This window comes from Gordonia hirsuta DSM 44140 = NBRC 16056 (genome assembly GCF_000333015.1).
GTDB lineage: Bacteria > Actinomycetota > Actinomycetes > Mycobacteriales > Mycobacteriaceae > Gordonia > Gordonia hirsuta.
The window spans coordinates 1-24369 of the sequence record NZ_BANT01000018.1; the positions used below are offsets into that span (position 1 = coordinate 1).

Annotated in this window: 22 protein-coding genes and 2 pseudogenes; 9 read left to right on the plus strand and 15 right to left on the minus strand. The window is 68.0% G+C overall.

From position 1 onward, the window contains the following. Nucleotides 1-480 precede the first annotated feature (480 nt). From GOHSU_RS07125 to GOHSU_RS07135, 3 genes and pseudogenes are all read right to left on the minus strand, one after another. Complete coding sequence (locus tag GOHSU_RS07125; protein WP_005939018.1) at nucleotides 481-1143, minus strand: LGFP repeat-containing protein; 663 nt, start codon at nucleotides 1141-1143, stop codon at nucleotides 481-483. 109 nt (nucleotides 1144-1252) lie between these two features. Continuing rightward, nucleotides 1253-2119: a universal stress protein gene (locus GOHSU_RS07130; protein ID WP_005939021.1), complete on the minus strand. Its 867-nt coding sequence runs from the start codon at nucleotides 2117-2119 to the stop codon at nucleotides 1253-1255. A gap of 112 nt (nucleotides 2120-2231) precedes the next feature. Then, nucleotides 2232-2887, minus strand: a pseudogene (locus GOHSU_RS07135) (LGFP repeat-containing protein). A 229-nt stretch (nucleotides 2888-3116) separates the two neighbouring features. On the opposite strand from GOHSU_RS07135, the gene GOHSU_RS07140 reads away from it, so the two are divergent. The 4 genes and pseudogenes from GOHSU_RS07140 to GOHSU_RS17215 all read left to right on the plus strand — a co-directional run bounded on the left by GOHSU_RS07140 (nucleotide 3117) and on the right by GOHSU_RS17215 (nucleotide 6055). Then, entirely contained in the window at nucleotides 3117-3632 is a 516-nt protein-coding gene (locus GOHSU_RS07140) for a hypothetical protein (RefSeq protein WP_005939027.1), read from the plus strand. A 65-nt stretch (nucleotides 3633-3697) separates the two neighbouring features. After that, the gene (locus GOHSU_RS07145) at nucleotides 3698-4981 is read left to right on the plus strand and encodes a flotillin family protein (protein ID WP_005939030.1); all 1284 of its coding nucleotides are present in this window, start codon (nucleotides 3698-3700) and stop codon (nucleotides 4979-4981) included. Between the two features lie 80 nt (nucleotides 4982-5061). Further along, nucleotides 5062-5574: pseudogene (locus GOHSU_RS17210) on the plus strand (oxidoreductase); the annotation flags it as partial. A 76-nt stretch (nucleotides 5575-5650) separates the two neighbouring features. Continuing rightward, nucleotides 5651-6055 carry a beta/alpha barrel domain-containing protein gene (locus GOHSU_RS17215; protein WP_245551700.1) on the plus strand — a complete coding sequence of 135 codons (405 nt, stop codon included), beginning with the start codon at nucleotides 5651-5653 and terminating at the stop codon, nucleotides 6053-6055. 46 nt (nucleotides 6056-6101) lie between these two features. Here GOHSU_RS17215 and GOHSU_RS07155 read toward each other — a convergent pair whose 3' ends face one another. After that, complete coding sequence (locus tag GOHSU_RS07155; RefSeq protein ID WP_005939035.1) at nucleotides 6102-6386, minus strand: hypothetical protein; 285 nt, start codon at nucleotides 6384-6386, stop codon at nucleotides 6102-6104. A 211-nt stretch (nucleotides 6387-6597) separates the two neighbouring features. Between GOHSU_RS07155 and GOHSU_RS07160 the strand changes: the two genes are divergently transcribed. Then, on the plus strand, nucleotides 6598-7971 hold the full coding sequence (locus GOHSU_RS07160; protein ID WP_005939037.1) for an MFS transporter: 1374 nt from the start codon (nucleotides 6598-6600) through the stop codon (nucleotides 7969-7971). A gap of 60 nt (nucleotides 7972-8031) precedes the next feature. Here the strand turns inward: GOHSU_RS07160 and GOHSU_RS07165 are convergent, their stop codons facing one another. From GOHSU_RS07165 to GOHSU_RS07180, 4 genes are all read right to left on the minus strand, one after another. Next, the gene (locus GOHSU_RS07165; RefSeq protein ID WP_005939039.1) at nucleotides 8032-8997 is read right to left on the minus strand and encodes a pirin family protein; all 966 of its coding nucleotides are present in this window, start codon (nucleotides 8995-8997) and stop codon (nucleotides 8032-8034) included. A gap of 358 nt (nucleotides 8998-9355) precedes the next feature. Continuing rightward, nucleotides 9356-10354, minus strand: a complete 999-nt coding sequence (gene meaB, locus GOHSU_RS07170) for a methylmalonyl Co-A mutase-associated GTPase MeaB (RefSeq protein WP_005939041.1) — start codon at nucleotides 10352-10354, stop codon at nucleotides 9356-9358. A 61-nt stretch (nucleotides 10355-10415) separates the two neighbouring features. Then, the gene (gene scpA / locus GOHSU_RS07175; RefSeq protein WP_005939044.1) at nucleotides 10416-12686 is read right to left on the minus strand and encodes a methylmalonyl-CoA mutase; all 2271 of its coding nucleotides are present in this window, start codon (nucleotides 12684-12686) and stop codon (nucleotides 10416-10418) included. Nucleotides 12687-12692: 6 nt separating this feature from the next. After that, nucleotides 12693-14594: a methylmalonyl-CoA mutase family protein gene (locus GOHSU_RS07180; protein ID WP_005939047.1), complete on the minus strand. Its 1902-nt coding sequence runs from the start codon at nucleotides 14592-14594 to the stop codon at nucleotides 12693-12695. Nucleotides 14595-14680: 86 nt separating this feature from the next. Between GOHSU_RS07180 and GOHSU_RS07185 the strand changes: the two genes are divergently transcribed. From GOHSU_RS07185 to GOHSU_RS07195, 3 genes are all read left to right on the plus strand, one after another. Further along, on the plus strand, nucleotides 14681-15475 hold the full coding sequence (locus tag GOHSU_RS07185; RefSeq protein ID WP_005939050.1) for a TVP38/TMEM64 family protein: 795 nt from the start codon (nucleotides 14681-14683) through the stop codon (nucleotides 15473-15475). Between the two features lie 125 nt (nucleotides 15476-15600). Further along, on the plus strand, nucleotides 15601-16185 hold the full coding sequence (locus tag GOHSU_RS07190) for a hypothetical protein (RefSeq protein WP_005939054.1): 585 nt from the start codon (nucleotides 15601-15603) through the stop codon (nucleotides 16183-16185). Continuing rightward, nucleotides 16182-16742, plus strand: coding sequence for a hypothetical protein (locus GOHSU_RS07195; protein WP_005939057.1), 561 nt, complete (start codon nucleotides 16182-16184; stop codon nucleotides 16740-16742). Before GOHSU_RS07190 ends, GOHSU_RS07195 begins: the two co-directional genes overlap by 4 nt. A 39-nt stretch (nucleotides 16743-16781) precedes the next feature. Here the strand turns inward: GOHSU_RS07195 and GOHSU_RS07200 are convergent, their stop codons facing one another. Beyond that, nucleotides 16782-17612 (minus strand): DUF3097 domain-containing protein, encoded by an 831-nt coding sequence (locus GOHSU_RS07200; RefSeq protein ID WP_005939060.1) that lies wholly within the window; start codon nucleotides 17610-17612, stop codon nucleotides 16782-16784. Between the two features lie 65 nt (nucleotides 17613-17677). Between GOHSU_RS07200 and GOHSU_RS16730 the strand changes: the two genes are divergently transcribed. After that, complete coding sequence (locus tag GOHSU_RS16730) at nucleotides 17678-18478, plus strand: Rv1486c family protein (RefSeq protein ID WP_005939063.1); 801 nt, start codon at nucleotides 17678-17680, stop codon at nucleotides 18476-18478. Nucleotides 18479-18506: 28 nt separating this feature from the next. Here GOHSU_RS16730 and GOHSU_RS07210 read toward each other — a convergent pair whose 3' ends face one another. The 6 genes from GOHSU_RS07210 to GOHSU_RS07235 are packed head-to-tail and all read right to left on the minus strand — an operon-like array spanning nucleotide 18507 to nucleotide 24287. Beyond that, entirely contained in the window at nucleotides 18507-19580 is a 1074-nt protein-coding gene (locus GOHSU_RS07210) for a ferrochelatase (RefSeq protein ID WP_005939065.1), read from the minus strand. A gap of 4 nt (nucleotides 19581-19584) precedes the next feature. Beyond that, nucleotides 19585-20418, minus strand: a complete 834-nt coding sequence (gene inhA, locus GOHSU_RS07215; RefSeq protein ID WP_005939067.1) for an NADH-dependent enoyl-ACP reductase InhA — start codon at nucleotides 20416-20418, stop codon at nucleotides 19585-19587. 49 nt (nucleotides 20419-20467) lie between these two features. Continuing rightward, nucleotides 20468-21196, minus strand: coding sequence for a 3-oxoacyl-ACP reductase FabG1 (gene fabG1 / locus GOHSU_RS07220; protein WP_005939070.1), 729 nt, complete (start codon nucleotides 21194-21196; stop codon nucleotides 20468-20470). A 16-nt stretch (nucleotides 21197-21212) separates the two neighbouring features. Continuing rightward, on the minus strand, nucleotides 21213-22205 hold the full coding sequence (locus GOHSU_RS07225) for a VWA domain-containing protein (protein ID WP_005939073.1): 993 nt from the start codon (nucleotides 22203-22205) through the stop codon (nucleotides 21213-21215). Then, nucleotides 22205-23137, minus strand: coding sequence for a DUF58 domain-containing protein (locus tag GOHSU_RS07230; protein ID WP_005939076.1), 933 nt, complete (start codon nucleotides 23135-23137; stop codon nucleotides 22205-22207). Before GOHSU_RS07230 ends, GOHSU_RS07225 begins: the two co-directional genes overlap by 1 nt. Next, nucleotides 23124-24287, minus strand: a complete 1164-nt coding sequence (locus GOHSU_RS07235) for an AAA family ATPase (protein ID WP_005939078.1) — start codon at nucleotides 24285-24287, stop codon at nucleotides 23124-23126. The genes GOHSU_RS07230 and GOHSU_RS07235 overlap by 14 nt, the downstream gene beginning before the upstream one ends. Between the last annotated feature and the right edge of the window lie 82 nt (nucleotides 24288-24369).

The following is a 24369-nucleotide window of genomic DNA, read 5'->3' on the forward strand; positions in this document are numbered from 1 at the left end:
ACCACCCCCACCCCGCCAACCCGGCCCACCACCAACCGGCCAGGCCACCGGCATGCGGCGGAGACTGCCGCCCAGTCTCGGGCCGTCCTTGATCGTCCTGAACGGAACGTCCGGCAATGTCACGTGCAGCAGGACCGTCGGGATGGCTTAATGGCCACTGCGGGGCCAGCGGCGCTCGGTGCCGCAAGGCCGATCCGCCCACCGAGCGTCAGTGCAGCGATATTCAGTGCTATCTGATGGCGCTCCAGCTTCCCTGCAAGACATGCTTGACATCTACTGGCGCGAGGACGACTCGAATCCGAGCAGCGGTCTGCTTCGAGATCCAGGGTTGATGGTGCGGCTCTTCGGTGTTCCGCGCCTTGTGCTCACTGGCAGTGCCGAGTGCAGTGACGGATCGAGAATCGCGGAGGCATCTGCTGAATGCAATTCGGTCCCCGGGCGCTAGCGCTGCCCGGGGACCGAATTGTCATCACCTGCGGATCACTCCTCAGGGTTCACCTTGCCATTCACCGTGACCTGAATCTTCCCGGTCTTCGTGTTGTAGGTGATCTTTCCGTTCTGGAAGGTCGTGGTGCGGAGATCACCGTCGGCAGTCTCGTCACTGGTCGGAGCTCCGAGCGGGCCGGCGGACCCGTTCATACCGCTTTCATCCGGCTTGCCGGTCTCGTCGCGTTCAACATTCCAGGCATCGCGGATCTCACCCCACGTGATGTAGGCGGGAGTGCTGGCGTCATCGTTGACCGCAGTGATGACACCACCTTCGAACTGCTGGAACACCACGCCGCTGTCACGAGTACCGGCATTGTGGTCGCCACCCAGCGGCTTACCGAGATCCTTCTTCTGCTGTTCGCTCGCACTGGAGTACTTCACCGCGATGGGCCCGGTCAGGGTCACTTCGCGCCCGGTGCTGGACTCCAGGGTCACGTCGGAGTCGGACTCCGGCGCAGCCGAGGGCTCCTCGGAAGGTGCCGTGGACTCGGCGGAGGTGGCAGACGAAACAGCCGGCGCACTGGCTTGCACAGACGCAGAATGCGTCGAGTCGGTCTTCTCGTCCCTGTCGCTGCTACAGCCCGCGGCGACCAGGGTAACGGCGGCCAGACCTGCGACGATTCCAGCAGTGCGACGGTACGCGGAGATACTCATGTATTCCTTTCCAACGGGACGACCGTCGAGGTTTCGACGGTCGGAGTTCGGCAGCCCCGACCGTATCCCACCGATCGGGTTCGTCCCGTGCGATCGGATCTGCGCCGAGCTAACGCGGCACAATCATCACCGGACACTGCGCAACCTGTAGTACGGACTGACTGGTCGAACCCAGCATCAGGCTGCGGAATCCTCCCCGCCCGCGGCTGCCCATCACGATCAGCTGGGCATTCTCGGCCGCATCGAGGATCTCGCCCGCCGGGGGCTGCATGGCCACGATTCGTTCGACGGGCACATCCGGATGATCCGCCAGACCGCCAGCCAACTGGATCCCCAGACTCTCCCGTGCCTCATCGATCAGGAACTGCCGCCCGTTCTCCACCAGGTCGAAGGCTGAGATCCCCGGATAGTCGGCGTAGGTGTGCACAGCGATCAGTGGAACCTCGAGCATCGAGGCAGCCTGGAATGCCTCACTCACCGCACCGGCCGACACCTCCGAACCGTCGACGCCGACCACGACCGGTCCGTCGTTGGCCGTCCCGTGCGAGACGATCACGACCGGACATTCACTGTGGGCGGCGACGTCGGTGCTGACCGAGCCGAGGAGGAGTCCGCGCACGCCACCGAGGCCGCGCCGACCCAGGACCAGCATGCGTGCATGATGGGACAGCTGCCGCAGCACCAAGGCCGGGCGACCTTCGAAGATCTCTCCTACCGCGTCGACCTCCGGGGCAGTCTCTGCGGCGACAGCCTTGGCGATGTCGAGTGCACCCTCGGCCAATGCCCGCGAGCTGTCGACGTAAGCCTGAGCCATGGCGATCGCCGTGCCGTACTGGACGGGTGCGGGTTCGATCACGCAGACGATCTGCAGCGGACGATTCTGGCGCACCGCCGCCGTGGCGGCCCAGCGGACCGCATCCAGGGCCAGTTCGGAGCCGTCTACTGCGGCGATGATCGGTGCGTTGATGGTCGTCATCTCTATCCAGCCTCTAGATCGTCATCGGTCTGGCTCAAACCTACCGAAAGAGGACACCTCGTCCGCCATGGGCAGACGAGGTGTCCTGGAAGTCCGTTGCCGCGTGGCAGGACTACTCGGCGTCGACTTCCTTGCCGTTGACGGTCACCGTCACCTTGTCATCGGAGGTGTTGAAGGTGATCTCGCCGTGTTCGAAGGTCGACTTCTTCATGTCTCCGTCGACGGTCTCGTCACTGGTGGCCGCACCCAGCGGCCCGTTGGATCCGCCCTTGCCGTCGGCCGAGGGCTGACCGTCGGAGTCTCGCTTGACGTTCCAGGCGTCGCGGATCTTGCCCCACGTGATGTAGGCAGGGGTGCCGGAATCATTGTTCTTGGCAGTGATGACGCCGCCGTCGAACTGCTGGAAGACCACTCCGCTCTCACTGGTGCCGGAGGCATCGTCGCCGGTCATCGGCTTGCCCAGATCGGACTTCTGTTCGTCAGTGGATTCGGCGTACTTGACGGCGATCGGGCCAGTGAGCTTGACCGTGGAGCCATCGGCAGCCTCGAGTTCGACTCCGTTCTTGGCCGCCTTGGCGGCAGCCGATGCCGCGCTGCTTCCGGCTTCGGTGGCGGCGCTGGCCGCGCTCCCGGCGGCCGAGGCTGCAACGCTGGCGGCTGAACTGGCCGAATCCTTCGAGTCGTCGAACTGCAGCCTGCCGCGGTGAGCGTGACGGCAGCAATTCCGGCGATGACGGCGGCGGTACGACGGTGCGTGAGTTTCTGCATATTCTTCCTTCTTCGGATCATCAGATTCAGCGCCGACTGTGATCAGGAGCACTGTGTGTCAGAGATATGTGCGTTTCTGTGCCGTCGTTGGTGATTCTTCGGTATCGGTGCACAAGACGTGTCGATCAATATCGGCTATGCGGCCGCCGCAGCCAGCCAGCGCCGGCCTTCTCGCGCACTGTGCAAGACTGGACTGCACCACGAGAGAACACGAGGACGCGGAGGTTCTGTGCTCGGCATCATCCTGCTGATCATCGGTTGTGTCGGCCTGGCGCTGACGCTGCTCTCGCTGGTGGGCGCAGACCTGGGCAGCTTCGATGTGGACCTGGGTGATTCCGGTGTCGGTTTCACCTCCATTCTGATGCCCTTCGTGACCGGATTCGGGTTGTTGACCGGCGGGCTGATCGTCTTCGGCGACGTGGGAACTCCCCTGGCGCTCCTCATCGGGGCGCTGGCCGGTCTGGTCCTGGCAATGGTCGCCGGCCTCACCGTGCGATGGCTGTGGCGCTCTGGCCAGGAACTTCCCGAGGTCGAGATCCTGGGCAGTTCGGCTCGAGTGGTCGAACCGGTCAGCCCTGGCCGGTACGGGACCGCGACTGTGGACACTCCGCTGGGTGAACGCCAGGTCACCGTCACCGGGAACCGGACGTTCGCCCACAACGACCGGGTCCGCATCGTCGCGCGGCACGACGTCCTCGACGCCTACGTCGTGGAACAACTCCCCTTCTCCGACCTGGACACCTGACCTCCCCAACCCCAGCGGTGCCGCTGATTCACCGCGCCCGTTCCCGATGAAAGGAACCCCTACTCATGCTCTCGCCGATTGTTGTGGCGATCATCGTCGTCCTGATCCTGATCGTGCTGGTCGTGTTGTTGCTGCTCTCGCGCTACCGCGTTCCCGGAGCCGAGGAGGCGTTCATCGTCACCGGTACCGGTAAGGGGCATCAGGGCAAGGTCTACCGGGGCACCGGCACCTTCGTCCTGCCGGTGGTGCAGCGCGCCACTCGTGTCCAGCTGTCGTCGATCAAGGCCGATCTGGACACCTCGACCCCCGCCAACGACGGCATCGAACTGAAGGTTCGCGGCGTCGCGGTGGTCAAGGTCGGCGACACGCCGGAAGCCATCCTCAAAGCCGGCCCCCGTTTCGGCGACGATCTCAACCGGGTCAAGGCACTGGTCACCGAGCAGCTCTCCGGTGAACTGCGCTCGATCGTGGGCACCATGACGGCCAAGAGCATCCTGGTCGACCGCCAGGCGCTGGTCGACCAGGTCGCCCAGTCGATCAAGGAGATTCTGGGCAACCAGGGTCTGCTGCTGGACAGCTTCTCCATCAACGATGTGCAGGATTCGGATGGACAGTACTTCAGTGACCTGGCCGCCAAGGAGCGGTCGGACCAGGCAGCGATCGCTGCACAGTCCCGCGCCGAAGCGCACCGCGTCGCCGAACAGAGCCGGATCGCCAACGAGCAGGCCATCATCGAGCAGCAGCGCGAACTCGATATCGAGCGCGAGGCCGCCAGGCAGGCGACCGACCGGGCCGCAGCCGAAGCCGATGCCGTTCGCCCGCTGGTGGAGGCCGAGCGCCGCCGGATTCAGGTGGAGAAGGATAACGAGGTCGCCGAGCAGGCGGCCCGCCTGCGGGACACCGAACTCGACGCCGAGGTGCGCCGCCCGGCCGAAGCCGAGCTGTACGCAGCTCAGCAGCGCGCCGAGGCGCGCAAGGCCGAGATCGTCGCCGAAGCCGCCGCTCGCGCCGAGGGCATTCGGATCACCGGTGAAGCCGAGGCGCAGGCGCTAGAGAAGCGCGCCGCCGCCCTGGGCATGCTCGATTCGGTCGGCCAGCTGGAGCTGGTCCTCGGCCAACTGCCCAGCATCGTCACCGCCGCAGCTGAGCCGCTCAAGGACGCCAACATCACCCTGGTCGGCGACGGCGTGGACCCGCTGACCCGGAGTGCCGGAGCAGGCCTGGCCAGCAGCCTGGAACTGATCCGCGGAACGACCGGGATCGACGTCGCCGGTCTGCTGAGCAAGCTCGGTGCCGATAAGACCGACAAGGATGCAGCCCCCTCCGGCGACCTGCCCGCACGGCAGTGACCGCCGAACTGGGTGCGCAGCTCACCCTGCCACGGGGTCCGGTCTGGCGGAACAGGCTCGGTCTGGCACCGCTGACCAACATGCAGAGCCACGACGACGGCGCCCTGTCCGACGACGAGTTCGCGTGGCTCATCCGCCGGGGCGAAGGCGATTTCGGCCTGGTCATGACGGCTGCTGCCTATATCCGGGACGACGGTCATACCTTTCCCGGTCAGCTCGGCGCTGCCGGGGAGCACCATCTCGACGGCCTGCGGCGACTGGCCGAAGGTATCGCCGCCACCGGCGCGGTCTCGTCGCTGCAACTCCAGCACGGCGGGCGCCGCGGCGACGGTGCATTGACACCGGTCCGGGTGGCACCGTGGGACGATCCGGCGAAGAACGCCACCGCGCTGAGCACGCGAGACGTGCAGGAGGTCGTCGAGGATTTCGCTGCTTCCGCGGTCCTGGCCGAGCAAGCCGGGTTCGACGGTGTCGAAATCCACGGTGCGCACGGCTATCTGCTCGCCCAGTTCCTCGACGCCCGGCAGAATTTGCGGAACGACCGCTACGGCGGAAGCCCGGAGAATCGGGCACGGATCATCCACGAGACGATCGCCGCGGTCCGCGCCGCCACGGGTGCGGACTTTCAGGTCGGTCTGCGGCTGTCCCCCCGAGCGCTACGGCATCTCGTTGAGCGATGCTCGTGCGCTGGCCGCCGACGTCTTGGCCGACGGACAGATCGACTACCTGGACCTGTCGCTGTGGGATGCGTTCAAGGAGCCCTACGAGGCGGAGTTCGCCGGACGGCGCCTGCTCGACTACTTCACCGAGCTCCCCCGCGGGCCGGTGCGGCTGGGGACGGCCGGAAAGATACTGTCGGCCGCCGATGCGCGGTCGATCCTCACGCAGGGGGCAGACTTCGCGATGATCGGCACCGGCGCGATCATCCACCACGACTTTGCCGCCCGCGCGGTGACAGATCCGGACTTCGTCTCCGATCCAGTGCCCGTGACCGCCGAGCGGCTGCGGGCCGAGTCGGTGGGCCCGGCGTTCATCGAGTACTTGTCGACCAACTGGGACGACTTCGTCGTCTGAGCGCGCGTGCCGATGGTGGGCCGGTGCCGCAGCCGATCGGCCCGGGTCAGTAGTTGACGCTGGGGCCGAAGCCGAAGCTCAGCGCGACCAGGATCACGCCGATGATCACTCCGATCACCCCGGTGATGATCGCGATGTTGGCTGCCCCCAGGTAGGCGGTCTGACCGGCGTGGACGATCCTCTCTCGCGCCACGAATCCCAGGACCACGGCGATCACGCCGACGATCGGCGCGATGATGGGTATCCAGAACATCAGAACCGAGGCGATGCCCAAGATTGCCGCGGCGGTCGCGATATTGCGGTTGACAGCGTCTGACGAATTCGTGGTCAATGGATTCCCCTCCGATGTGTGGTCACTCTGATGCGACCATATCGCCGCGTCCCCGCGGGTTTCGGCAGATCGGGTTTCCTCTCCGCTGCCGTCCGGTCTCTCCGCTGTTGACCTGCTAACGTGACCTCTCGCGGTTCCGGCGCTGGCCGGCACGACCGCGGCGGTGGCGGCACACGTGTGCGGCGATGTGGGACAGGAACGGAGCGTGGTCATGACCGACCTGACCGATTCCGTGCCCGGTCCGGCCGGCGAGGCGCCTGATCCACCGCACTGGCTACGCAGGACGACTCTGTTCCTCGGTGGCCAGACGATCAGCCTGTTCGGGTCCATGCTCGTGCAGTACGCCGTCTTCTGGTACCTCACGATCACCTACCAGTCGGGGGTGATCATGATGTTCGCCGGAATCTTCGGCTTCCTCCCGCAGGCGGTGGTCTCGATCTTCGGCGGCGTGTGGGCCGATCGGCACAATCGCAAATACCTCATCATGGGTGCCGACGGCGCAATCGCGATGGCGACGCTGCTGCTCGCGTTGATCATGATGACCGGCTACGACGCGCTCTGGTTGATCTTCCTGATCCTGGCGATCCGGTCGGCGGGCGCAGGCATCCAGACGCCCGCGGTGTCGGCGCTGATCCCGCAGATCGTCCCGACACGCAACCTGATCCGGGTCAACGGCATCAACGGGTCGATCCAGTCGGCCATCGCCCTGCTCTCCCCCGCTGCGGCCGGCGGCGTGTACGCATGGTCGGCCGCCGGTAACGGCGGCACGGCCGCGTCGTTGGTCCCGATCCTGTTCATCGACGTGGTCACGGCCGCGCTCGGTATCGGCGTGCTGGCGCTGATCGTCGTCCCCACCGTCCGGGCCACCGCCGATATCGACGTCGGCTATTTCACCGACCTGGTGGACGGGGTCCGGTACATCGCCCAGCACGCCTTTGTCCGCTGGGTCCTGCTGGTGTTCGCAATCGTGTTCCTGCTGATGGTGGCCCCGTCGAACCTGACGCCGCTGATGCTGGTGCGGTCCTTCCCCGCCGGAGAGACCCAGGATGTGGTGAACTTGGCCGTCCTGGAGGTCTCGTTCAGTGTCGGCATGGTGCTCGGCGGCATCGCGGTGGCCGTCTTCTTCGCCAAGCGCAGCCGGATCGGCCTGATCATCGCCTCGTCGTACGTCTTCGGTCTGCTGTCGATCGGGCTGGGGCTGTCTGCGCACCTGTGGGTCTTCTTCGGCTTCATGTTTCTGGTCGGGCTGGCTGTGCCGTTCTTCTCCACCCCGGCGATGACGCTGCTTCAGGAGACTGTGGAACCCGAACGCCAGGGACGGGTCTTCGGCTTCCTGGGCATCGTGATGGCGGCGGCGATGCCGTTCGGGATGCTGGTCTTCGGGCCGCTGGCCGATGTGGTGAGCATCGAGACCCTGCTGATCGCTGCGGGCGTGCTGACGCTCGTTGCGATCAGCGCGGCCCTGTGGCTACCGGCTGGACAGCGCGCCGTCGTCGCGGCCCGTCATGCTGCTCAGGTCGGTGCCGACGAGGACCCTGAGGCCGGTGCCGCCGCCGTCGAAGCGGTCATGCGCGACGACGCCTGAACACACCGGCAGACCGGTTGTGCGCCGGCAGGCTCCGGCTCGCACGGGGCGGATGCCTGCTCAGTGCGGGCGCTTGCGGGGGCGCAGCCGCGCATTGGGCAGGGGCGGTGCCGGGATGCGATGATCCTGTGTCCAGCCGGCGACCGTGCCGAAACGCTCGTCCCGCGCTTCCCACTGCTCCCGGTACTCCTGGATCTCCTCGTGGGTACGGCCCACGAAGTTCCACCACATGACCAGATCCTCGTCGAACGGTTCGCCTCCGAGCAGGATTGCGCGGGCCGGTTCGGTGCGCGGATTGTGCAGCACCAGCTCGGTTCGGCCCGGTCCGGCGTATCCCAGATCGGCATGCTCCAGCCCGACTTCGCAGAAGTTCAGCGCCGGAGTGTCCAGCACCAGGCCGTGTTCGAATGCCGGATCCACCTCCAGCGCCAGGGTGGCACCGGCGTCGACGATCACTTCGGCGCCCAACAGCGGAGTCGCGGTCTCCACCGGTGACGAGGCACCGCCCAGGCTGCCGATGAACACCCGGACGACGCCGCCGGGCAGCGCGACCGGTTCGGGTGCGTGGAACTGGAATCCGGTGGGCCCGTGGCGGGCGACGTCGGGCAGCGCCACCCACAGCTGCATACCGTGCAGCACCGTCGTCTCGGGAGTCGAGACCTCCGAATGGCTGATGCCGTGACCGGCCGACATCAGGTTGAGTTCGCCCGGGCGCACCATCGCGTGTACCCCTGCGCTGTCGGTGTGCTCGATCTCCCCGGTGAACAGCCAGCTGACGGTCTGCAGACCGGTGTGCGGATGGGGCAGCACCCGCATGCCGCCGGTGGCAGCGACGTCGTCTGGGCCGTAGTGGTCGGCGAAACACCAGGCGCCGATCATCGAGCGATCACGGGTCGGCAAGGTCCGGCTGACCAGCATCGCCCGCGGTCCGCCCAGGGGCACCTTGCGTGCGCCGATCACTTCGATGCCGGGATCGGGTTCGCCGCCGCAGTCCATCTCGACGGGATGGGCTTCCAGATTGCTCATATCGTCGATCCTAGGCATCAACGCCGGGGCCGAGCCGAAGATCAGCGTTGCGGTGCACCCCAGCGAGTCTGGTCGCGCAGCGGGCCCCTGAGCAGCTTTCCACCGGGGTTGCGCGGTAGCGGTTCCTCGGCTGAGGAGCACGCAACCACCATCGTTGACCCGACGGTCATCGGACGGGGCGCTACCTCCCCGCGTGCAGCGGGTCAACGGGCAGGTGGATGGCATGAACTCGTCGCGGCCACCGGAATCTACATCGATGACGAGGCGCCGGTGCAGTTCCACTTCACCGGACCGGGCCGGGCGATCCCGACCCGATGACCGCGGCGGTACTTCAGTCGCGGCTGAGCCGAAGCCGGCTTCAGGAACCGATCACTCCGCCGGCCGCGCCGACGATCTGTTCGGCGGCCAGCGCCGGAGTCAGGGTTCCGTCGAGGACACCGCGTTCGGCCTCGGCGCGGACCGCCCGCACGTGCGGATCGTTCTCCAGCCGGGACAGGATCGCCTCCTGCACCATCTGCCAGGTCCAGTCGACCCGCTGCTGAGCACGGCGCCGGTCGAACTCCCCGGCCGCGGTGAGGACGTCCCGGTGTTCGACGATGGCGTTCCAGTACTCGTCGACACCGGTATTCTCCAGCGCACTCATGGTCAGTACCGGCGGCGTCCAGAGGGCATCGTGCGGGTAGATCAGCCCCAGTGCGTTGCGGAGTTCGCGGGCGGCGCCGCGGGCCTCGTTCACGTGCTTGCCGTCGGCCTTGTTCACCACGACGATCTCGGCGAGTTCGAGCACGCCCTTCTTGATGCCCTGCAGCGAGTCGCCGGTGCGCGCCAGAGTCAGGAAGCTGAAGGTGTCGACCATTCCGGCCACACTGACTTCGGACTGGCCGACGCCGACGGTCTCCACCAGCACCACGTCGTAGCCGGCGGCCTCCACCAGCACGATGGTCTCGCGGGTGGCCTTGGTGACTCCGCCCAGGGTGCCCGAAGTGGGCGAGGGTCGCACGTAGGCCTGCGGGGCGGCCGACAGCCGGCCCATCCGGGTCTTATCGCCCAGGATCGACCCACCGGTGCGGGTGGAGGAAGGGTCAACTGCCAGCACCGCGACTCGATGGCCCAGATCGATCAGATGCATGCCCAGCGCCTCGATGGTGGTGGACTTGCCGACACCGGGCACACCGGTGATCCCCACCCGGAAGCTGGCGCCTGAATGCGGCGTCAGTTTCAGCAGGAGGCGCTGCGCCAGGTCACGATGATCGCTGCGGGTGGACTCGACCAGGGTGATCGCGCGAGCCAGGGTGGCGCGATCACCGGCCAGGACCCCCTGCGCGAGGGCGTCGACGTCGATCGGGCGCGGTGCCATGTGTCTCGTCAGATCCGTTCTGCTCTAGTCCTTCGGGGACGGGAAAACCGCCGGCCCCTCATCAGGCGTCGGGCAGCGACAGCGACAGGTCCAGCGAGTCGGCGAGCTTCTCGATGAGCCCGACGGCCGCCTCGGAGATTACGGTGCCGGGCGGGAAGATGGCGGTGGCCCCGGCCTGGTACAGCTCCTCGAAGTCGCCCGGCGGGATCACCCCGCCGACCACGATCATGATGTCCTCGCGGCCCACATCGGCCAGTGCCTTCTTCAGCGCCGGCACCAATGTCAGGTGGCCGGCGGCCAGCGACGAGACACCCACCACGTGCACGTCGTTATCGGAGGCCTGTCCGGCCACCTCCTCAGGTGTGGCGAACAGCGGGCCGACATCGACGTCGAAGCCCAGGTCGGCGAACGCGGTGGCGATCACCTTCTGGCCGCGATCGTGGCCGTCCTGCCCCATCTTGGCCACCAGCACGCGGGGACGGCGTCCCTCGGCCTGCGCGAAGGCATCGACCACGGCGATGGCCCGCTCCACGTCCTTCACCTGTTCACCCACCTCGTGTCGGTAGACGCCGCTGATGGTGCGGATCTCGGCCTGATGGCGGCCGAAGACCTTCTCCATGGCGTCGGAGATCTCGCCGCCGGTGGCTCCGGCGCGCGCGGCGTCGATGGCCAATGCCATCAGGTTGTTGCTCAGGTCGCTGCCGCCGGACTCGGCCGCGGCGCGCGTCAGGTTCGCCAGGGCGGCGTCGACGGCACCCTGATCGCGTTCGGCTCGCAGCCGGGTCAGCTTCTCCAACTGCTCGGCGCGCACCTTCGAGTTGTCGACCTTGAGGACCTCGATCTCCTCGTCCTCGTCGACGCGGTACTTGTTGACTCCCACCAGCGGCTGCAGTCCGGAGTCGATGCGCGCCTGGGTGCGCGCGGCGGCTTCTTCGATCCGCAGCTTGGGCAGGCCTTCGTTGATCGCCTGTGTCATACCGCCGGCGGCCTCGACTTCGGCGATGTGGGCGCGGGCCTTCTGCGCCAGTTCGGCGGTGAGCCATTCGACGTAGTTCGAGCCTGCCCACGGGTCGATCGGCCGGGTGGTGCCCGACTCCTGCTGCAGCAGCAGCTGGGTGTTTCGGGCGATCCGTGCCGAGAAGTCAGTCGGCAGGGCGATCGCCTCATCGAGGGCATTGGTGTGCAGCGACTGGGTATGGCCCTGGGTGGCGGCCATCGCCTCGACACAGGTGCGCGCGACGTTGTTGAACACGTCCTGGGCGGTCAGCGACCAGCCGGAGGTCTGCGAGTGGGTGCGCAGCGACAGGCTCTTGGGGTTCCTCGGCTCGAACTGGGCGACCAGTTCGCTCCAGATCAGCCGGGCGGCGCGCAGCTTGGCGACCTCCATGAAGAAGTTCATCCCGATTCCCCAGAAGAACGACAGCCGCGGCGCGAACTTGTCGATGTCCAGGCCCGCCTCCAGTCCGGCCCGGATGTACTCCACGCCGTCGGCCAGCGTGTATGCCAGCTCCAGATCGGCGGTCGCTCCCGCTTCCTGGATGTGGTAGCCGGAGATCGAGATGGAGTTGAACTTGGGCATCTTCGCGCTGGTGTAGGCGAAGATGTCGGAGATGATCCGCATGGACGGCGTCGGCGGATAGATGTACGTGTTGCGGACCATGAACTCTTTGAGGATGTCGTTCTGGATGGTCCCGGCCAGCTTCTCCGGCGGTACGCCCTGTTCCTCGGCGGCCACCACGTACAGCGCCAGAATCGGCAGCACCGCACCGTTCATGGTCATCGACACCGACACGCTGCCCAGGTCGATACCGTCGAACAGCTGACGCATGTCCAGGATGGAGTCGATGGCCACGCCGGCCATACCGACGTCGCCGGCCACGCGCGGATGGTCCGAGTCGTACCCGCGGTGGGTGGCCAGGTCGAAGGCCACCGACAGGCCCTTCTGGCCGGCGGCGAGGTTGCGGCGGTAGAAGGCGTTGGACTCGGCGGCGGTGGAGAAACCGGCGTACTGCCGGATGGTCCACGGCTGGTTGACGTACATCGTCGGGTAGGGCCCGCGGATGAACGGTGCCTCACCGGGGATGGAGTCGAGCGGGTACTCCTGCTCGGCGGCGGTGGCGTCGCGCTGGGCGCGGGTGTACACCGGAGCGACGTCGATCTGCTCGGGGGTGTGCCAGAGGGTCTGCTCGACGCTGTAGCCGTGGGTGGTGGCCAGCGTATCGACCAGCTCTGACTCTGCGGCAGCGGTGGGCTGCTGGGTCAGCTCGTCGAGCTTCAGTTCGACGTCAGCGAAGTCGGGAACCGTGAAGGTGCGGTCGGTGTTGTCGCTCATGATCTCTTACTCCCCCGCGTGCGCGGTGACGGTGTCCAGCAACTCGGTCAGGGTGGTGACGGCGTCGATTCCGACCTGCAGCGAACCGTCCGGGGCGTCGTCGCCGTCGGGCCATTCGCGATCGGGTCCGGCCAGCAGAATCCGGCCGATCCCGGCGGCGCGCGCCGCAGCCAGCAGTGCCGGACCGTCGCTCTGGTAGCGGGCCTTGGTTCCGCAGATCACCGCGACCGGGGCGCCGGCGATGCCGGGGGTCTCGGTGAGGCTTTCGGCGGTGATCGGCCCGGGGTTGATCGCCTCGATGCCGCCGGCGGCCAGCAGGTTCGCGACGAAGGTCGTGCGGCCGTTGTGTTCGGCGACGGTGCCTAGCGGCAGCAGCACGATGCCCGGCCGCGTTCCGGTTGCGGTCGCCGCATCGGCGCGATCGCGCAGTTCTTCGAAGCGGCGGGCCACGCGGGCCAGTTTCGCCGTCGCGGTGGGCAGATCCGTCGTATCGGCCAGCGCCGCAGCGAATGCGGACTCGCCCAGGTTCGGGAACTCTGAGACGCCGGTGATCGGCGCGCTGCGGTGGTCGACGGCCTCGTCCCGCAGGGCCAGCGCCTGATCGATCCAGCGCGCGATCGCACCCTGGTCCAGGGCGTCGCGGTAGCCGCCGTGGGCCTCGGTGTCGGTGAACACCTGCCAGGCGGCTGCGGCCAGACCGTCGGTGAGGTCCTCGACGTACCAGGAACCGCCGGCCGGATCCAAGACGCGCCCGATATTGGACTCCTCGAGCAGCAGCAACTGGGTGTTGCGGGCGATCCGCGCCGAGAAGGTCGGGCTCGAGGACCGCTCGGCGATCGGCAGTGCGGCGTCGTAGCCCAGGACCGTGACCTGGTCGGCGCCGCCGACGCCGGCACCGAAGGCGGCCACGGTGGTGCGCAGCATGTTCACCCACGGGTCGCGCTGGGTGAGCATCGACAGATCGGTGACGGCGTGGGTCAGTGCGGCTCCGGCCTCGGGCGTCCCCAGGACCTGTGCCACCCGAGCCCACATCAGCCGCAGAGCCCGCAGCTTGGCCACCGCGGCGAACTGATCGTCGTCGACCGAGACGGCGAAACTGATCTGATTCAGCGCGGCGGACGGTGACACACCGGCGGCGGCCAGATCACGGATGTGCGCGAGAGCGGCGGCCACCAGCAGGCCCAGCTCCTGGGCGTTGGAGGCACCGGCCTGAGCGAAGTCGGTGCCGTCGACGCGGAAGGTCCGCACCCGGGCCGGGGCGTGTGCTGCAAGTTCGGTCGCCTCGGCGGCGCACACGCTCGGGCGGCCGGAGAAGGCGGCGGTGTACGGGGACAGACCGAGGCTGTGGGTGGTCGCCAGCAGCGCCGGTGCCTCCTGCGGTGGGGTCGGCCGGTCGGCCAGCACCGACAGAAACTCCCGCGCCGCGGCGAGCCCGTCGTCACCAGCATCCAGGGTGACGGGCATCAGATCCAGATAGATCCCGTTCAGGACCGCCGCCAGGTCGCCGGCCTGCACGGCCGGTCCGACGGCCAGCCAGATGCCGGAGGTGCCGCTCCCGGCCGCATCGAGGATCGTCTCGTTCAGGCCTTCGGCGGACTGACCGGGCAGATCGCCGAAACGTTCGGTGACCCGCCACCCCTGCTGCACATCGCGGGCCGGGTCGGCGCCGCGGACGAACGGGAATCCGCCCGGCAGGCCGCGCTCGCCGACCTCGTCCTTGCGGGTGTAGAGAGGCCGGATACTCACCTCGTCGCGGGTCGGCGTCGACAACAATGCCTCGGGTGTGTCAGGCAGGTCGGCGGGCTCGATTCGGCGCGACTTGGCCAGGACCGCGGCCGCGGCCGTTGACCAGCGCTGATAGTCCTCGTCGAGTTGCTCTCGTGTCCGCTGGGTGGGCTGTGCTGTCATCGCTGCGGTAGTCCTCCGTGGTCGCCTGGCCGTGGGCCTGTCTTGCACAGTATCCGATGAGCGGTGTGCCATTCGGTGATGGTGTTGTGACCCGAGACACCGTCACGCACCAGGCCCGCTTCAGCGGTGGGCGCACTAAACTCTGCCTGGTGCGCTACTCCAGTCGGTCGCGGGTTGTCGAAGAGCCCGTCGATCTATTCACCGGGACGGTCGGACCGGCCCCGCGGACGGCGGCCTGGCGCACCCTCTGGCGGGCAGTGGCCGCGTTGGCGGCGGTCATCGTCGTTCTCCTGGGCGCTTATCTGGTGCCTTTGCCGTCGATCGGACGGGTGCGCGAATGGTCTGAATCCGTCGGGCCCTGGTTCGTCGTGGTGTTCTTCGTGGTGAACCTGCTCGCCATCATCGGGCCGATCCCCCGCTCGCCGTTCACGATGATGTCGGGAGTGCTGTTCGGTCCGGCGGTCGGATTCGGTGGATCGATGATCGTGGCGGCCCTGGCCGCCGTGGTCGCCTTCTGGTTGTCACGCCGGCTCGGCCGTGCCCGCGTGCAGCGTTTCCTGGACCGGCCGGTGGTGCGCGCTGTCGAGGAGCGTCTGGAGCGCCGGGGCTGGCTGGCCGTCGGTTCGCTCCGGCTGATTCCGGTCTGTCCGTTCGCGATGGTCAACTACGCCGCAGGCCTATCGTCGGTGCGGCCCCTCCCCTATGCGGTCGCCAGCATCGTGGGAACCGCACCGGGAACGGCAGCGGTGGTCTTCCTGGGGGATGCGCTCGCCGGTCAGGCCAGTCCGCTGATGGTGGGGGTCTCGGCGGCGTTGTTCTCGGTCGGTGTGATCGGACTGGTCATCGATGCGCGGATGCCGGTCACCGCGCAACAAGCCTGAAAGCTTGAATTCCTCAGATCAAGCCTGCACCATTGAATAATGGTCTCGCGGTTCAGGGGGCTCGCGGTTCAGGGGGCTCGCGGGTCGGACAGTTCGCAGGTCGGGGCGCCGGAAAGGAAGCACGCATGTTCGTCGTCACTGCCGACCAGCGATCGAGTCGCCGGGGCCCGGACCGCGTGCCCGAACTGATCGAACGCTTCCGCCGGATACCGGTGGTGCGGGGTTTCGAACGGACCGCCGGGGACGAGGTGGAGGCGGTCTTCGATGATCCCGATGCCGTCACCTCGGTGGCCATCGCTCTGGCGGCCGGGGGTCAGTGGACTGTGGGAATCGGGATCGACGACGTCGACCAGCCGCTTCCGCTTTCGACCCGAGCCGGTCGGGGTCCGGCGTTCGAGGCCGCGCGCGTCGCGGTGGAGGCAGCCAAGGGTCAGCGCATCCCGCTGCGGGTGCGGGGCGCCTCGACGTGGTGCCCGGCCACCCAGACAGCGGCCTGCCTGCTGGTAGATCTGCACACCGGGCGCACATCGGCCGGCCGTGAGGCCGTCGAGCTGGTCTCGGCCGGGATGACCCAGGCCCAGGCGGCCGAACACCTGGGCATCAGCCCGCAGGCGGTCTCCTTGCGATTGCGGTCGGCGCGCTGGGATCTGGAGGACGATGCCCGCGCCCTGGTGACCAGACTGCTACGCGCCAGTGAGGAACAACGATGACGGCGACGATCCTGCTGGCCGTCGCGGTGCTCTTCGCAGGGGCGGGAATGCCGGTGCGGGTGCTCCTGGCCGGAAATCCCGAACGCAGCGACGCCGACGTCCGCCGATACGACCTGGCGATGACAGTGATTCTCGGGACGCTGTTGGCCGCGGCCGCCGGCGCCGCTGTCGCCGCACCCGGATTGCACGGCGCTGCGGCAGCGACCGCCACGGTGATCGCGGTCCTCACCGCCGCACTCACCGGCGGCTACTTCGTCCGGGCGGTCCTGACCGCGGGCGGGATCCCCACCCGCGACGAGAACTACGATGATCCGCCGGCCGAACCGTTCCTGCGCGGCGGACGGGTGATCGGGGTGCTGGAACGCACTGCGGTGGCCGTGTGCCTACTGGCCGCCTGGCCCGCCGGCATCGCCGTGATCCTGGGTGTCAAAGGACTGGCCCGGTTTCCGCAATTACGCGAACACCACGCCAGCGAGCAGTTCATTCTGGGCACCTTCGCCTCGGTGCTGTGGGCATGTGCGGCAGCCGGCATCGGCCATGTGATCGGCAGCGGCTGAGCTCGGCCGCTCCACGCTCGGACGCGTGCTGCCAAACGGCTACTCCGGCGGTTCGGTGACGAAGTCGATCAGTTCCTCGACGCTGCGCAGCAGCGGCACCTCCAGATCCCGGAAGTCCGACACCGCACCGAGTACCCGCCGCCAGCCGTCCTGCGGGCTGCCCCAACCCAGGGCCTGGCAGATTCCGGTCTTCCAGTCGGTGCCCATCGGGATCACCGGCCAGGCCTCGATACCGACCGCCGCCGGCTTCACCGCCTGCCAGACGTCGACATACGGATGACCGCAGACGAGCACATTCGGCCCGACCTCGGCGGTGAGCTTCTCCTCTTTGCTCCCCGACACCAGATGGTCAACCAGAACACCGGCGCGCCGATGCTCAGCCGGCCGAAAGTCGTCCAGGGCCTGATCCAGATTGTCCAGACCGTCCAGACTCATCACCACGACCCCCTCGGCGCGCAGGTCGTCGCCCCACACCCGTTCGAGCAGGGTCGCATCGTGGACCCCTTCGACGAAGATCCGGCTTGCCCGGGCCGTGCGTGCGCGCTGGCGCGGCAGTGCCCGCGAACCGGAGGCGGTCTGGATGGTGCGCGGAGCATTCGGCCCGCGGCCTGCCGGCCGCACCAGCGTGACCGGTTTGCCGTCGATCAGGAAGGCCGCCGGGAAGGCGTGGAACACCCGGGTCCCACCGTGCCGGTCCTCGAGGCGCACCATATCGGCGGCATAGGTCTTCTCCCAGCCCACGATGGCACCGCAGTAGCCGGTGGCCGCATCCTCGACCACCAGGCCCTGTTCGCCGGCCACCTGCGGTGCCGCGGGTTTGCTGCGGCGCGGCTGCGCCAGTACATCACGTCCGTAGCGGTCATCCCTCACGGCTGTCCAGGCTAGGTCACGCGGGCGGGCGAACCGAGGCGACGCTCCGCGTATCCTGGGAGGTCATGTCCAGATCACTTCCCCACTCCACGACGGGGCTGGCCCGTGCCTGGCCGGTATCGGCGCTGGCGGTGTGGGCGGCCGCCTGGCGTGCCGGCCGGGTCGCCCCCGATGATGTGCTGCACACCCTGCAGGATTACGCCCAGAGCCATGAACTCGACGTCGCCCCCGACAGCGGGCTGAATCCGGGCGGCACTGCCCTGGACCTGGTCGCGCTGGTCGGTCAGGCGCCGAGCCAGGTCGTGCTGCTGCCGTCGCCCGGGGATCTGCAGGGTCTGCCGCCAGGCCCGCAGACCGGGGTGCTGTCGTCGGCCGAGGAGGTTCTGCTTCTCGAGCGCCCGCAGCAGCCACCACTGGCACTGACCGCTCGCGGCAGCATCGAACGATGCCGCTGGAGCGTGCGCGCGCTGGCGCAGCCACTGGATCTGTCGGCGCTCGGCGGAGACCGCGGGCTCGGCGAGATGGAATACGAGCTGCGCGAAGCCACTGGCGAGGCCGCCGTGGTGATCGCTGCCCTGAGCGGCCCGCGCGCCGGCGGGCCGGCCGATCTGCGAGATGCGCTGACCGCCCGGACCCGGACTTTCGCGCTGGAGCTGCCGCCGCATGACCGGCCGCGCGCGGATCGTGTCCTGGCCAGCGCAGCGCAGTTGGAGGCGATCATCGAACTGGCCGGCGCAGGCCCGGGGGTCTCGGCCGAACAGCTCGAAGCCGCTGCCGGTCAACTGCGGCGGCTGAGCGCGCTGACGCGCCGGGCACGCGCGGCGGCCGTCAACGACCTGCTGCGGGAATACCGCCGCGACGGCTGAGCACCGCCACTGGCAGGAGTGGTCCGAATCAGCCGGCAGATCGTGCGCCGGAGCGGGCCGGGCGGGCAGGCAACTGGCAGCATCCCGGACGGCAGAAGCTGCCGTTGTCCGCACAGCCCAGTGCCTGCGTGTCACCGTCTCCGGCGTGATACTCCTGGATCAGATCGGCGATCATCGCGATGAACACCGGATCGGTTCCGACCGTATCGGCGCGGGCATAGTCCATCCCGAGCTTCTCGGCGACCTCGCGGGCCTCCGAGTCCAGATCCCAGATCACTTCGAGGTGATCGGAGATGAAACCGATCGGGCACACCACCACCCGGCCCACCCCCTGTTCGGCGAGGTCTTCGAGGTGATCGCAGATGTCCGGCTCGAGCCAGGGCACCTCCGGCGGGCCGGAGCGAGACTGCCAGACCAGATCGAACCGATCCAGACCAAGTTCCCGGGCGACCTGCTGAGCGGCCGCAGCGACCTGGCGCGAGTACAAGAACCCGTCGCCGTCCGGCGGCCCGGCGGTCCGGTCGGCCGCGATCGGAATCGAATGCGCGGTGAAGACCAGCCGGATCGGGGTGCCCTCCCCCAGCTGCGCCTGTGCGCGCCGCACGGCATCGGCGGCTGCGGCGACGAATCCGGGACGATCCCAGTACTGCGGTAGTTTGCGCAGCACCAGTTCCGCGGAGCCGGGCACCTCCGACAGCCCGGCAGCGAGATCTTCATGGTACTGCCGGCATCCCGAGTACCCTCCCCACGCCGATGTCGGGAAGACCAGCGCGCGTCGGTGACCGTCGGCCTGCAGCTGGGCGATCGCCTCGGCCACATACGGCGTCCAGTTGCGGTTGCCGAAATAGATCGGAAGGTCGAGGCCGCGGGTGCGCAACTCGGCCTGCAGCGCGGCGATCATGTCCAGATTCAGCCGGTTGATCGGCGAGACCCCGCCGAAGTGCAGGTAATGGTCGACGACTTCTTCGAGGCGTTCGGGCGGGACCCCGCGGCCGCGCGTGACGTTCTCCAGGAACGGGCGGACGTCGGCGGGCTGGTTGGGTCCCCCGAAGGAGTGAAACAGCAGCGCGGTGAAGGCGGCGCCGCCGGAGGCGTCAGGCATCCGGTCAGCCCAGCATGTTTTCCGGGAACCAGGTATTGTGACTGGCTCCGCCGTCGACGTAGACGATCGATCCGGTCGTGGCCGGCAGCCAATCCGACAGCAGCGCCACGACGCTCTTACCGACCGGGGTCGGATCGTCGACGTTCCAGCCGATCGGCGAGGCGCCGTCCCAGTACTCGTTGAGCATGTTCAGCTTCTTGGCATCGTCGGTGGCGGTACCCGAGATCGCCTTGGCGGCCAGAGTCTTGATCGGTCCGGCGGCCACCAGGTTCGATCGGACCTTCTTGGCGTAGCCGACCTCACGGGCGACATAGCGGTTCACCGACTCGAGGGCCGCCTTGGCCACGCCCATCCAGTTGTAGTCCGGCACCGCGGTGCGCGGATCGAAGTCCATACCCACGATGGAGCCGCCCTCGTTCATCACCGGCAGGACCGCGCGGGCCAGGGAGGCGTAACTCCACGCCGAGATCTCGAAGGCCTTGGCCACATCGGGGCCCGGGCCCTCCAGGAAAGGCAGCGCATCCGGTCCCATCAGGGTGCGCGGGGCGAAGGCGATCGAATGGACGACGCCGTCGAGCCCCTCCGGCGCCAGGGCACGGACCTGATCGGCCAGCGCGGCCAGACTCTCCTCATCGGTGACGTCCAGGCCGATCGCATCGGGCACCTCGTGCGGAAGCCGCTTGGCGATGCGGTTGATCAGCCGCAGCCGCTCGGGGATGCCGGTGATGATCACCTTGGCGCCGGCCTCTTGGGCCTGCGCGGCGGTCGCGAACGCGATGGATGCATCGGTGATGATGCCGGTGACGAGGACGGTCTTGCCTGCGAGGATTCCGCTCACGGTGTTGGCTCCTGGGGTTTGGGGGTGTGGCGATCGGGGCGGGCGCGGGTCAGTGACCCATACCCAGACCGCCGTCGACGTTGATGACGTTGCCGGTGACGTAGGCCGAATCGTCCGAGGCCAGGAAGCTGACCACGGCGGCAACCTCTTCCGGCTGACCCATCCGCTTGGCCGGGATCGCCTGATCCACGGCGGTCTTGGTGTACTCCTCGGGCAGTGAGCGGGTCATATCGGTGTCGATCAGACCCGGAGCCACCACATTGGCGGTGATGTTGCGGCCGCCCAGTTCACGGGTCACCGAACGGGCCAGCCCGATGACGCCGGCCTTCGAGGCCGCATAGTTGGCCTGGCCCGGTGTACCCATCAGGCCGACGACCGAGCCGAGGTAGATGAACCGGCCCCACCGCTTCTTCAGCATGTCGCGGGTCGCGGCCTTGGTGACCCGGAAGGCCCCGGTCAGGTTCGCGTTGACGACGTTCTCGAAGCTTTCGACGCTCATGCGCATCAGCAGGGTGTCCTCGGTGATGCCGGCGTTGGCCACGACCACCTCGACCGGACCCTGGTGCTCGGCGACCTCTTTGAACGCCCGATCGACCGACTCGGTGTCGGTGACGTCGCACTGCACGCCGAACAGGCCCTCGGGCGCTCCGGAGCCCCGGTGGGTCACCGCGACCTTGTGGCCGTCGGCGGCAAGCCGCTGGGCGATCGCTAGACCGATGCCGCGGTTGCCGCCGGTGACCAGCACAGAGCGTGGGGTGAAGGTGTCATTGTCTGCCATGGTTGTTCAACCTATCTCACGGAAGTCGTCGGTTCAGGAACAGGGCGCCCAAGGTTCCGACCAGAACCAGCAGGCTGCCGGCGATCAGCCAGGGCCGCGAATTGTCGCCGCGTTGGCGTTCGGTACCGATCTGCTCGCGCAGTGACGAATACACCCTGTTGAGTTCGTCGAGGGACTGGGCGGTGTAGAAGTGGCCGCCGGCGATATTGGCGATCTTGCGCAGGGACTCGTCGTCGACGGGAACGGGGATGCGCTCCATCCGGCCGTCGGGCGCTTCCAGTTCGACCGTGCCGTGCATGGTGCCGAACGAGATCGTCGATACCGGTATGCCCTCCTCCTTCGCCTTGCGCGCGGCGGTGAAGCCGCCGCGGTCGGCATCGGGGCTTTCGGGAACGGTCTGTTTACCGTCCGAGAGCACCACGATGTGCGAGGGCGGTGCGTGTTCGTCGCCGCCCAATGCCGAGTTCAGGGTCTGGATCTGATCGATCGCCGCGAAGATCCCCTCGCCGGTGGCGGTCTTGTCGGCGAGCTTGAGCTTGCCCAGGGCGTTCTTGGTGGCGTTATGGTCCGGGGTCGGCGAGACCAGGTTCGACGCGGTTCCGGCGAACGACACCAGACCCAGGTTGATCCCGGCGGTCAGTTCGTCGGCGAAGCGTTTACCGGCGGCCTGGGCCGCCTGGAGCCGCGTCGGCGCGACATCGGTGGCCTTCATCGAATTGGAGACGTCGACCACCAGCATCACGGTGGCCCGGTTGCGCGGGACGTCACGTTCGGCCAGCGGTCCGGCCAGCGCGATCGTCAGCAGCAGCAGACCGGTGGCCAGCAACGCGAACGGCACATGCCGGAACCGGTCGCGGGCCTGCGGAGTGACCGTCTTGAGGACATCGAGGTTGGCGAACCGTAGCGCCCGGGCCTTGCGGCGCCGCATCTCGTAGACGTAGGCGCCGACCAGCACCAGGACCAGCAGGCTGGTGAGCAGCCACCACGGATGGGCGAACCAGCGACTCATCAGCGTACCCCCGCGGCCCGCCGGCGGCGCCCGACGAAGCGCACGGTGTCGGCGATCCAGTCCCGATCGGTCTGCAGAGTCATGACCGCGCCGCCGCAGCCGCGGAATGCGGACTGGACCTGAGCCCGGTGATCGGCGGCCGCCCGAGCGAAGTCGGCACGGACCTGTTCGGTGACGTCGATCTCGACCACCTCGCCGGACTCGGCGTCGGCCAGGGTGACCGGACCGACAGGCGGCAATGCGATGTCGAGCGGATCGAGGACCTCCACACCGAGGAGTTCGTGGTGGGCGCCGATCGCCCGCAACGAACGGGACCAGTCGATCGGACCGAGGAAGTCGCTGACGACCACGGCCAGCCCGCGCCGGCGTTGCGGCCGGCGCATCGCCTCCAATCCGGCATCGAGGTCACCGCGCACTCCCGGCTGACTGCGGTGAGTGGTGGCCATGGTCTTGAGGAGGTTGCGGGCGTGTGCCCGCCCTGCGCGCGCCGGAATGCGGGTGATCGAATCGCCGGTGACGATGACTGCGCCGTGCCGGTTGCCGCCGCCGGAGGTCAAATGCACCACCGCGGCTGCGGCGGCCACTGCCAGATCGCGTTTGGTGTGCTCGCCGGAACCGAAGTCCAGACTCGCCGAGGCGTCCATGACGAACCAGGTCTCCAGTTCGCGGTCGGCGATCATCTGCCGGACGTGCGGCTGGGTGGTGCGTGCGGTGACCGACCATTCCATCCGCCGGATGTCGTCGCCGGGCTGGTAGACGCGGGCCTCCCCCGGCTCGGAGCCGGGTCCCGGAATCAATCCCATGTGGGCGCCCTGGAGCACACCGTCGAGCTTTCGCCGGACGGTGAGTTCCAGACTGTTGAGCGCTGCGTTCAGCTGCGGGTCCTCCAGGGAGCCGCCGCGCAGCGACGGCAGTCCGCTATTGGCCGACATGACCCTCCGGGCGCGAGGACACCTGCGTCGGCGCTGCCGCCGGCGACTGCTGGGACGGCTGCTGGACACGCTGCTGCGGTGCGCCCTGCTGGGGCTGCGGGGCCGGGACGGCCTGTTGGGGTGCACCCTGCTGGGGCGCGCCGGCCTGCTGCGGTACGGCGCTGACCTGCGGCAGACCGACCGTCTGCAGGATCCGGGTGATGATCTGGTCCGGGGTCACCTCGTCGGCCAGCGCGTCATAGCTCAGGACCACGCGGTGCCGCAGCACATCGGGGATGATCTCGACGATGTCCTGCGGGATCACGTAATCGCGCCCGCGCACGATCGCCAGGGCGCGGGCGGCGGCAACGATACCCAGGGTGGCGCGCGGGGAAGCGCCGTAGCTGAGCCACGTGGCCACATCGTTCAGGCCCAGATCTGCCGGACGGCGCGAGGCGTCGACCACACGCACGACGTAGTCGACGAGCGCATGGTGGACGAAGACGTTGGCAGCGACCCGCTGGAGCCGGATCGTGGTGGCCGGGTCGAGTACCCGCGAGGCCGACGGCGGTTCGATCCCCATCCGGTAGACGATCTCCCGCTCCTCCTCCACCGACGGGTAGTCGACGAGAACCTTGAACAGGAAGCGGTCACGCTGGGCTTCGGGCAGCGGGTACACGCCCTCGTTCTCGATCGGGTTCTGCGTGGCCATCACCAGGAAGGGGTCGGGCAGCGGATAGGTGGTGCCTCCGATGGACACCTTGCGCTCGGCCATCACCTCCAGCAGAGCCGACTGCACCTTGGCCGGCGCGCGGTTGATCTCGTCGGCCAGCAGGAAGTTGGTGACGACCGGTCCCAGTTCGGTGTCGAACTCCTCGCGCCCCTGCCGGTAGATGCGGGTACCGATCAGATCCGTCGGCACCAGGTCCGGGGTGAACTGGATGCGAGCGAACTCTCCGCCCACGACGGTGGCGAAGGTCTCCACAGCCAGCGTCTTGGCGACTCCGGGTACGCCCTCGAGGAGGATGTGGCCGCGGGCGAGCAGTCCGACCAGAATCCTCTCGACCAGTTGATCCTGGCCGACGATGACACGCTTGACCTCGTACATCGCTCGTTCGAGGAGCGCAGCGTCCTCGGGGGTGAGCGTGTTCTCAGCGGCGGGTGAACTCAAACCGGGACTCCTCGTGTGGGCGCGCGGAGCATGCCGCCCCGCGAAGATCGTTCTTCGATTCGATCGTGCTGGGAGCGACTCT

Coding starts and splice junctions, on each gene's coding strand:
- GOHSU_RS07125 (WP_005939018.1), bottom strand. CDS start 1,143: ATGAGTATCTCCGCGTACCGTCGCACTGCTGGAATCGTCGCAGGTCTG.
- GOHSU_RS07130 (WP_005939021.1), bottom strand. CDS start 2,119: ATGACGACCATCAACGCACCGATCATCGCCGCAGTAGACGGCTCCGAA.
- GOHSU_RS07145 (WP_005939030.1), top strand. CDS start 3,698: ATGCTCTCGCCGATTGTTGTGGCGATCATCGTCGTCCTGATCCTGATC.
- GOHSU_RS07160 (WP_005939037.1), top strand. CDS start 6,598: ATGACCGACCTGACCGATTCCGTGCCCGGTCCGGCCGGCGAGGCGCCT.
- GOHSU_RS07165 (WP_005939039.1), bottom strand. CDS start 8,997: ATGAGCAATCTGGAAGCCCATCCCGTCGAGATGGACTGCGGCGGCGAA.
- meaB (WP_005939041.1), bottom strand. CDS start 10,354: ATGGCACCGCGCCCGATCGACGTCGACGCCCTCGCGCAGGGGGTCCTG.
- scpA (WP_005939044.1), bottom strand. CDS start 12,686: ATGAGCGACAACACCGACCGCACCTTCACGGTTCCCGACTTCGCTGAC.
- GOHSU_RS07180 (WP_005939047.1), bottom strand. CDS start 14,594: ATGACAGCACAGCCCACCCAGCGGACACGAGAGCAACTCGACGAGGAC.
- GOHSU_RS07190 (WP_005939054.1), top strand. CDS start 15,601: ATGTTCGTCGTCACTGCCGACCAGCGATCGAGTCGCCGGGGCCCGGAC.
- GOHSU_RS07195 (WP_005939057.1), top strand. CDS start 16,182: ATGACGGCGACGATCCTGCTGGCCGTCGCGGTGCTCTTCGCAGGGGCG.
- GOHSU_RS16730 (WP_005939063.1), top strand. CDS start 17,678: ATGTCCAGATCACTTCCCCACTCCACGACGGGGCTGGCCCGTGCCTGG.
- GOHSU_RS07210 (WP_005939065.1), bottom strand. CDS start 19,580: ATGCCTGACGCCTCCGGCGGCGCCGCCTTCACCGCGCTGCTGTTTCAC.
- fabG1 (WP_005939070.1), bottom strand. CDS start 21,196: ATGGCAGACAATGACACCTTCACCCCACGCTCTGTGCTGGTCACCGGC.
- GOHSU_RS07225 (WP_005939073.1), bottom strand. CDS start 22,205: ATGAGTCGCTGGTTCGCCCATCCGTGGTGGCTGCTCACCAGCCTGCTG.
- GOHSU_RS07230 (WP_005939076.1), bottom strand. CDS start 23,137: ATGTCGGCCAATAGCGGACTGCCGTCGCTGCGCGGCGGCTCCCTGGAG.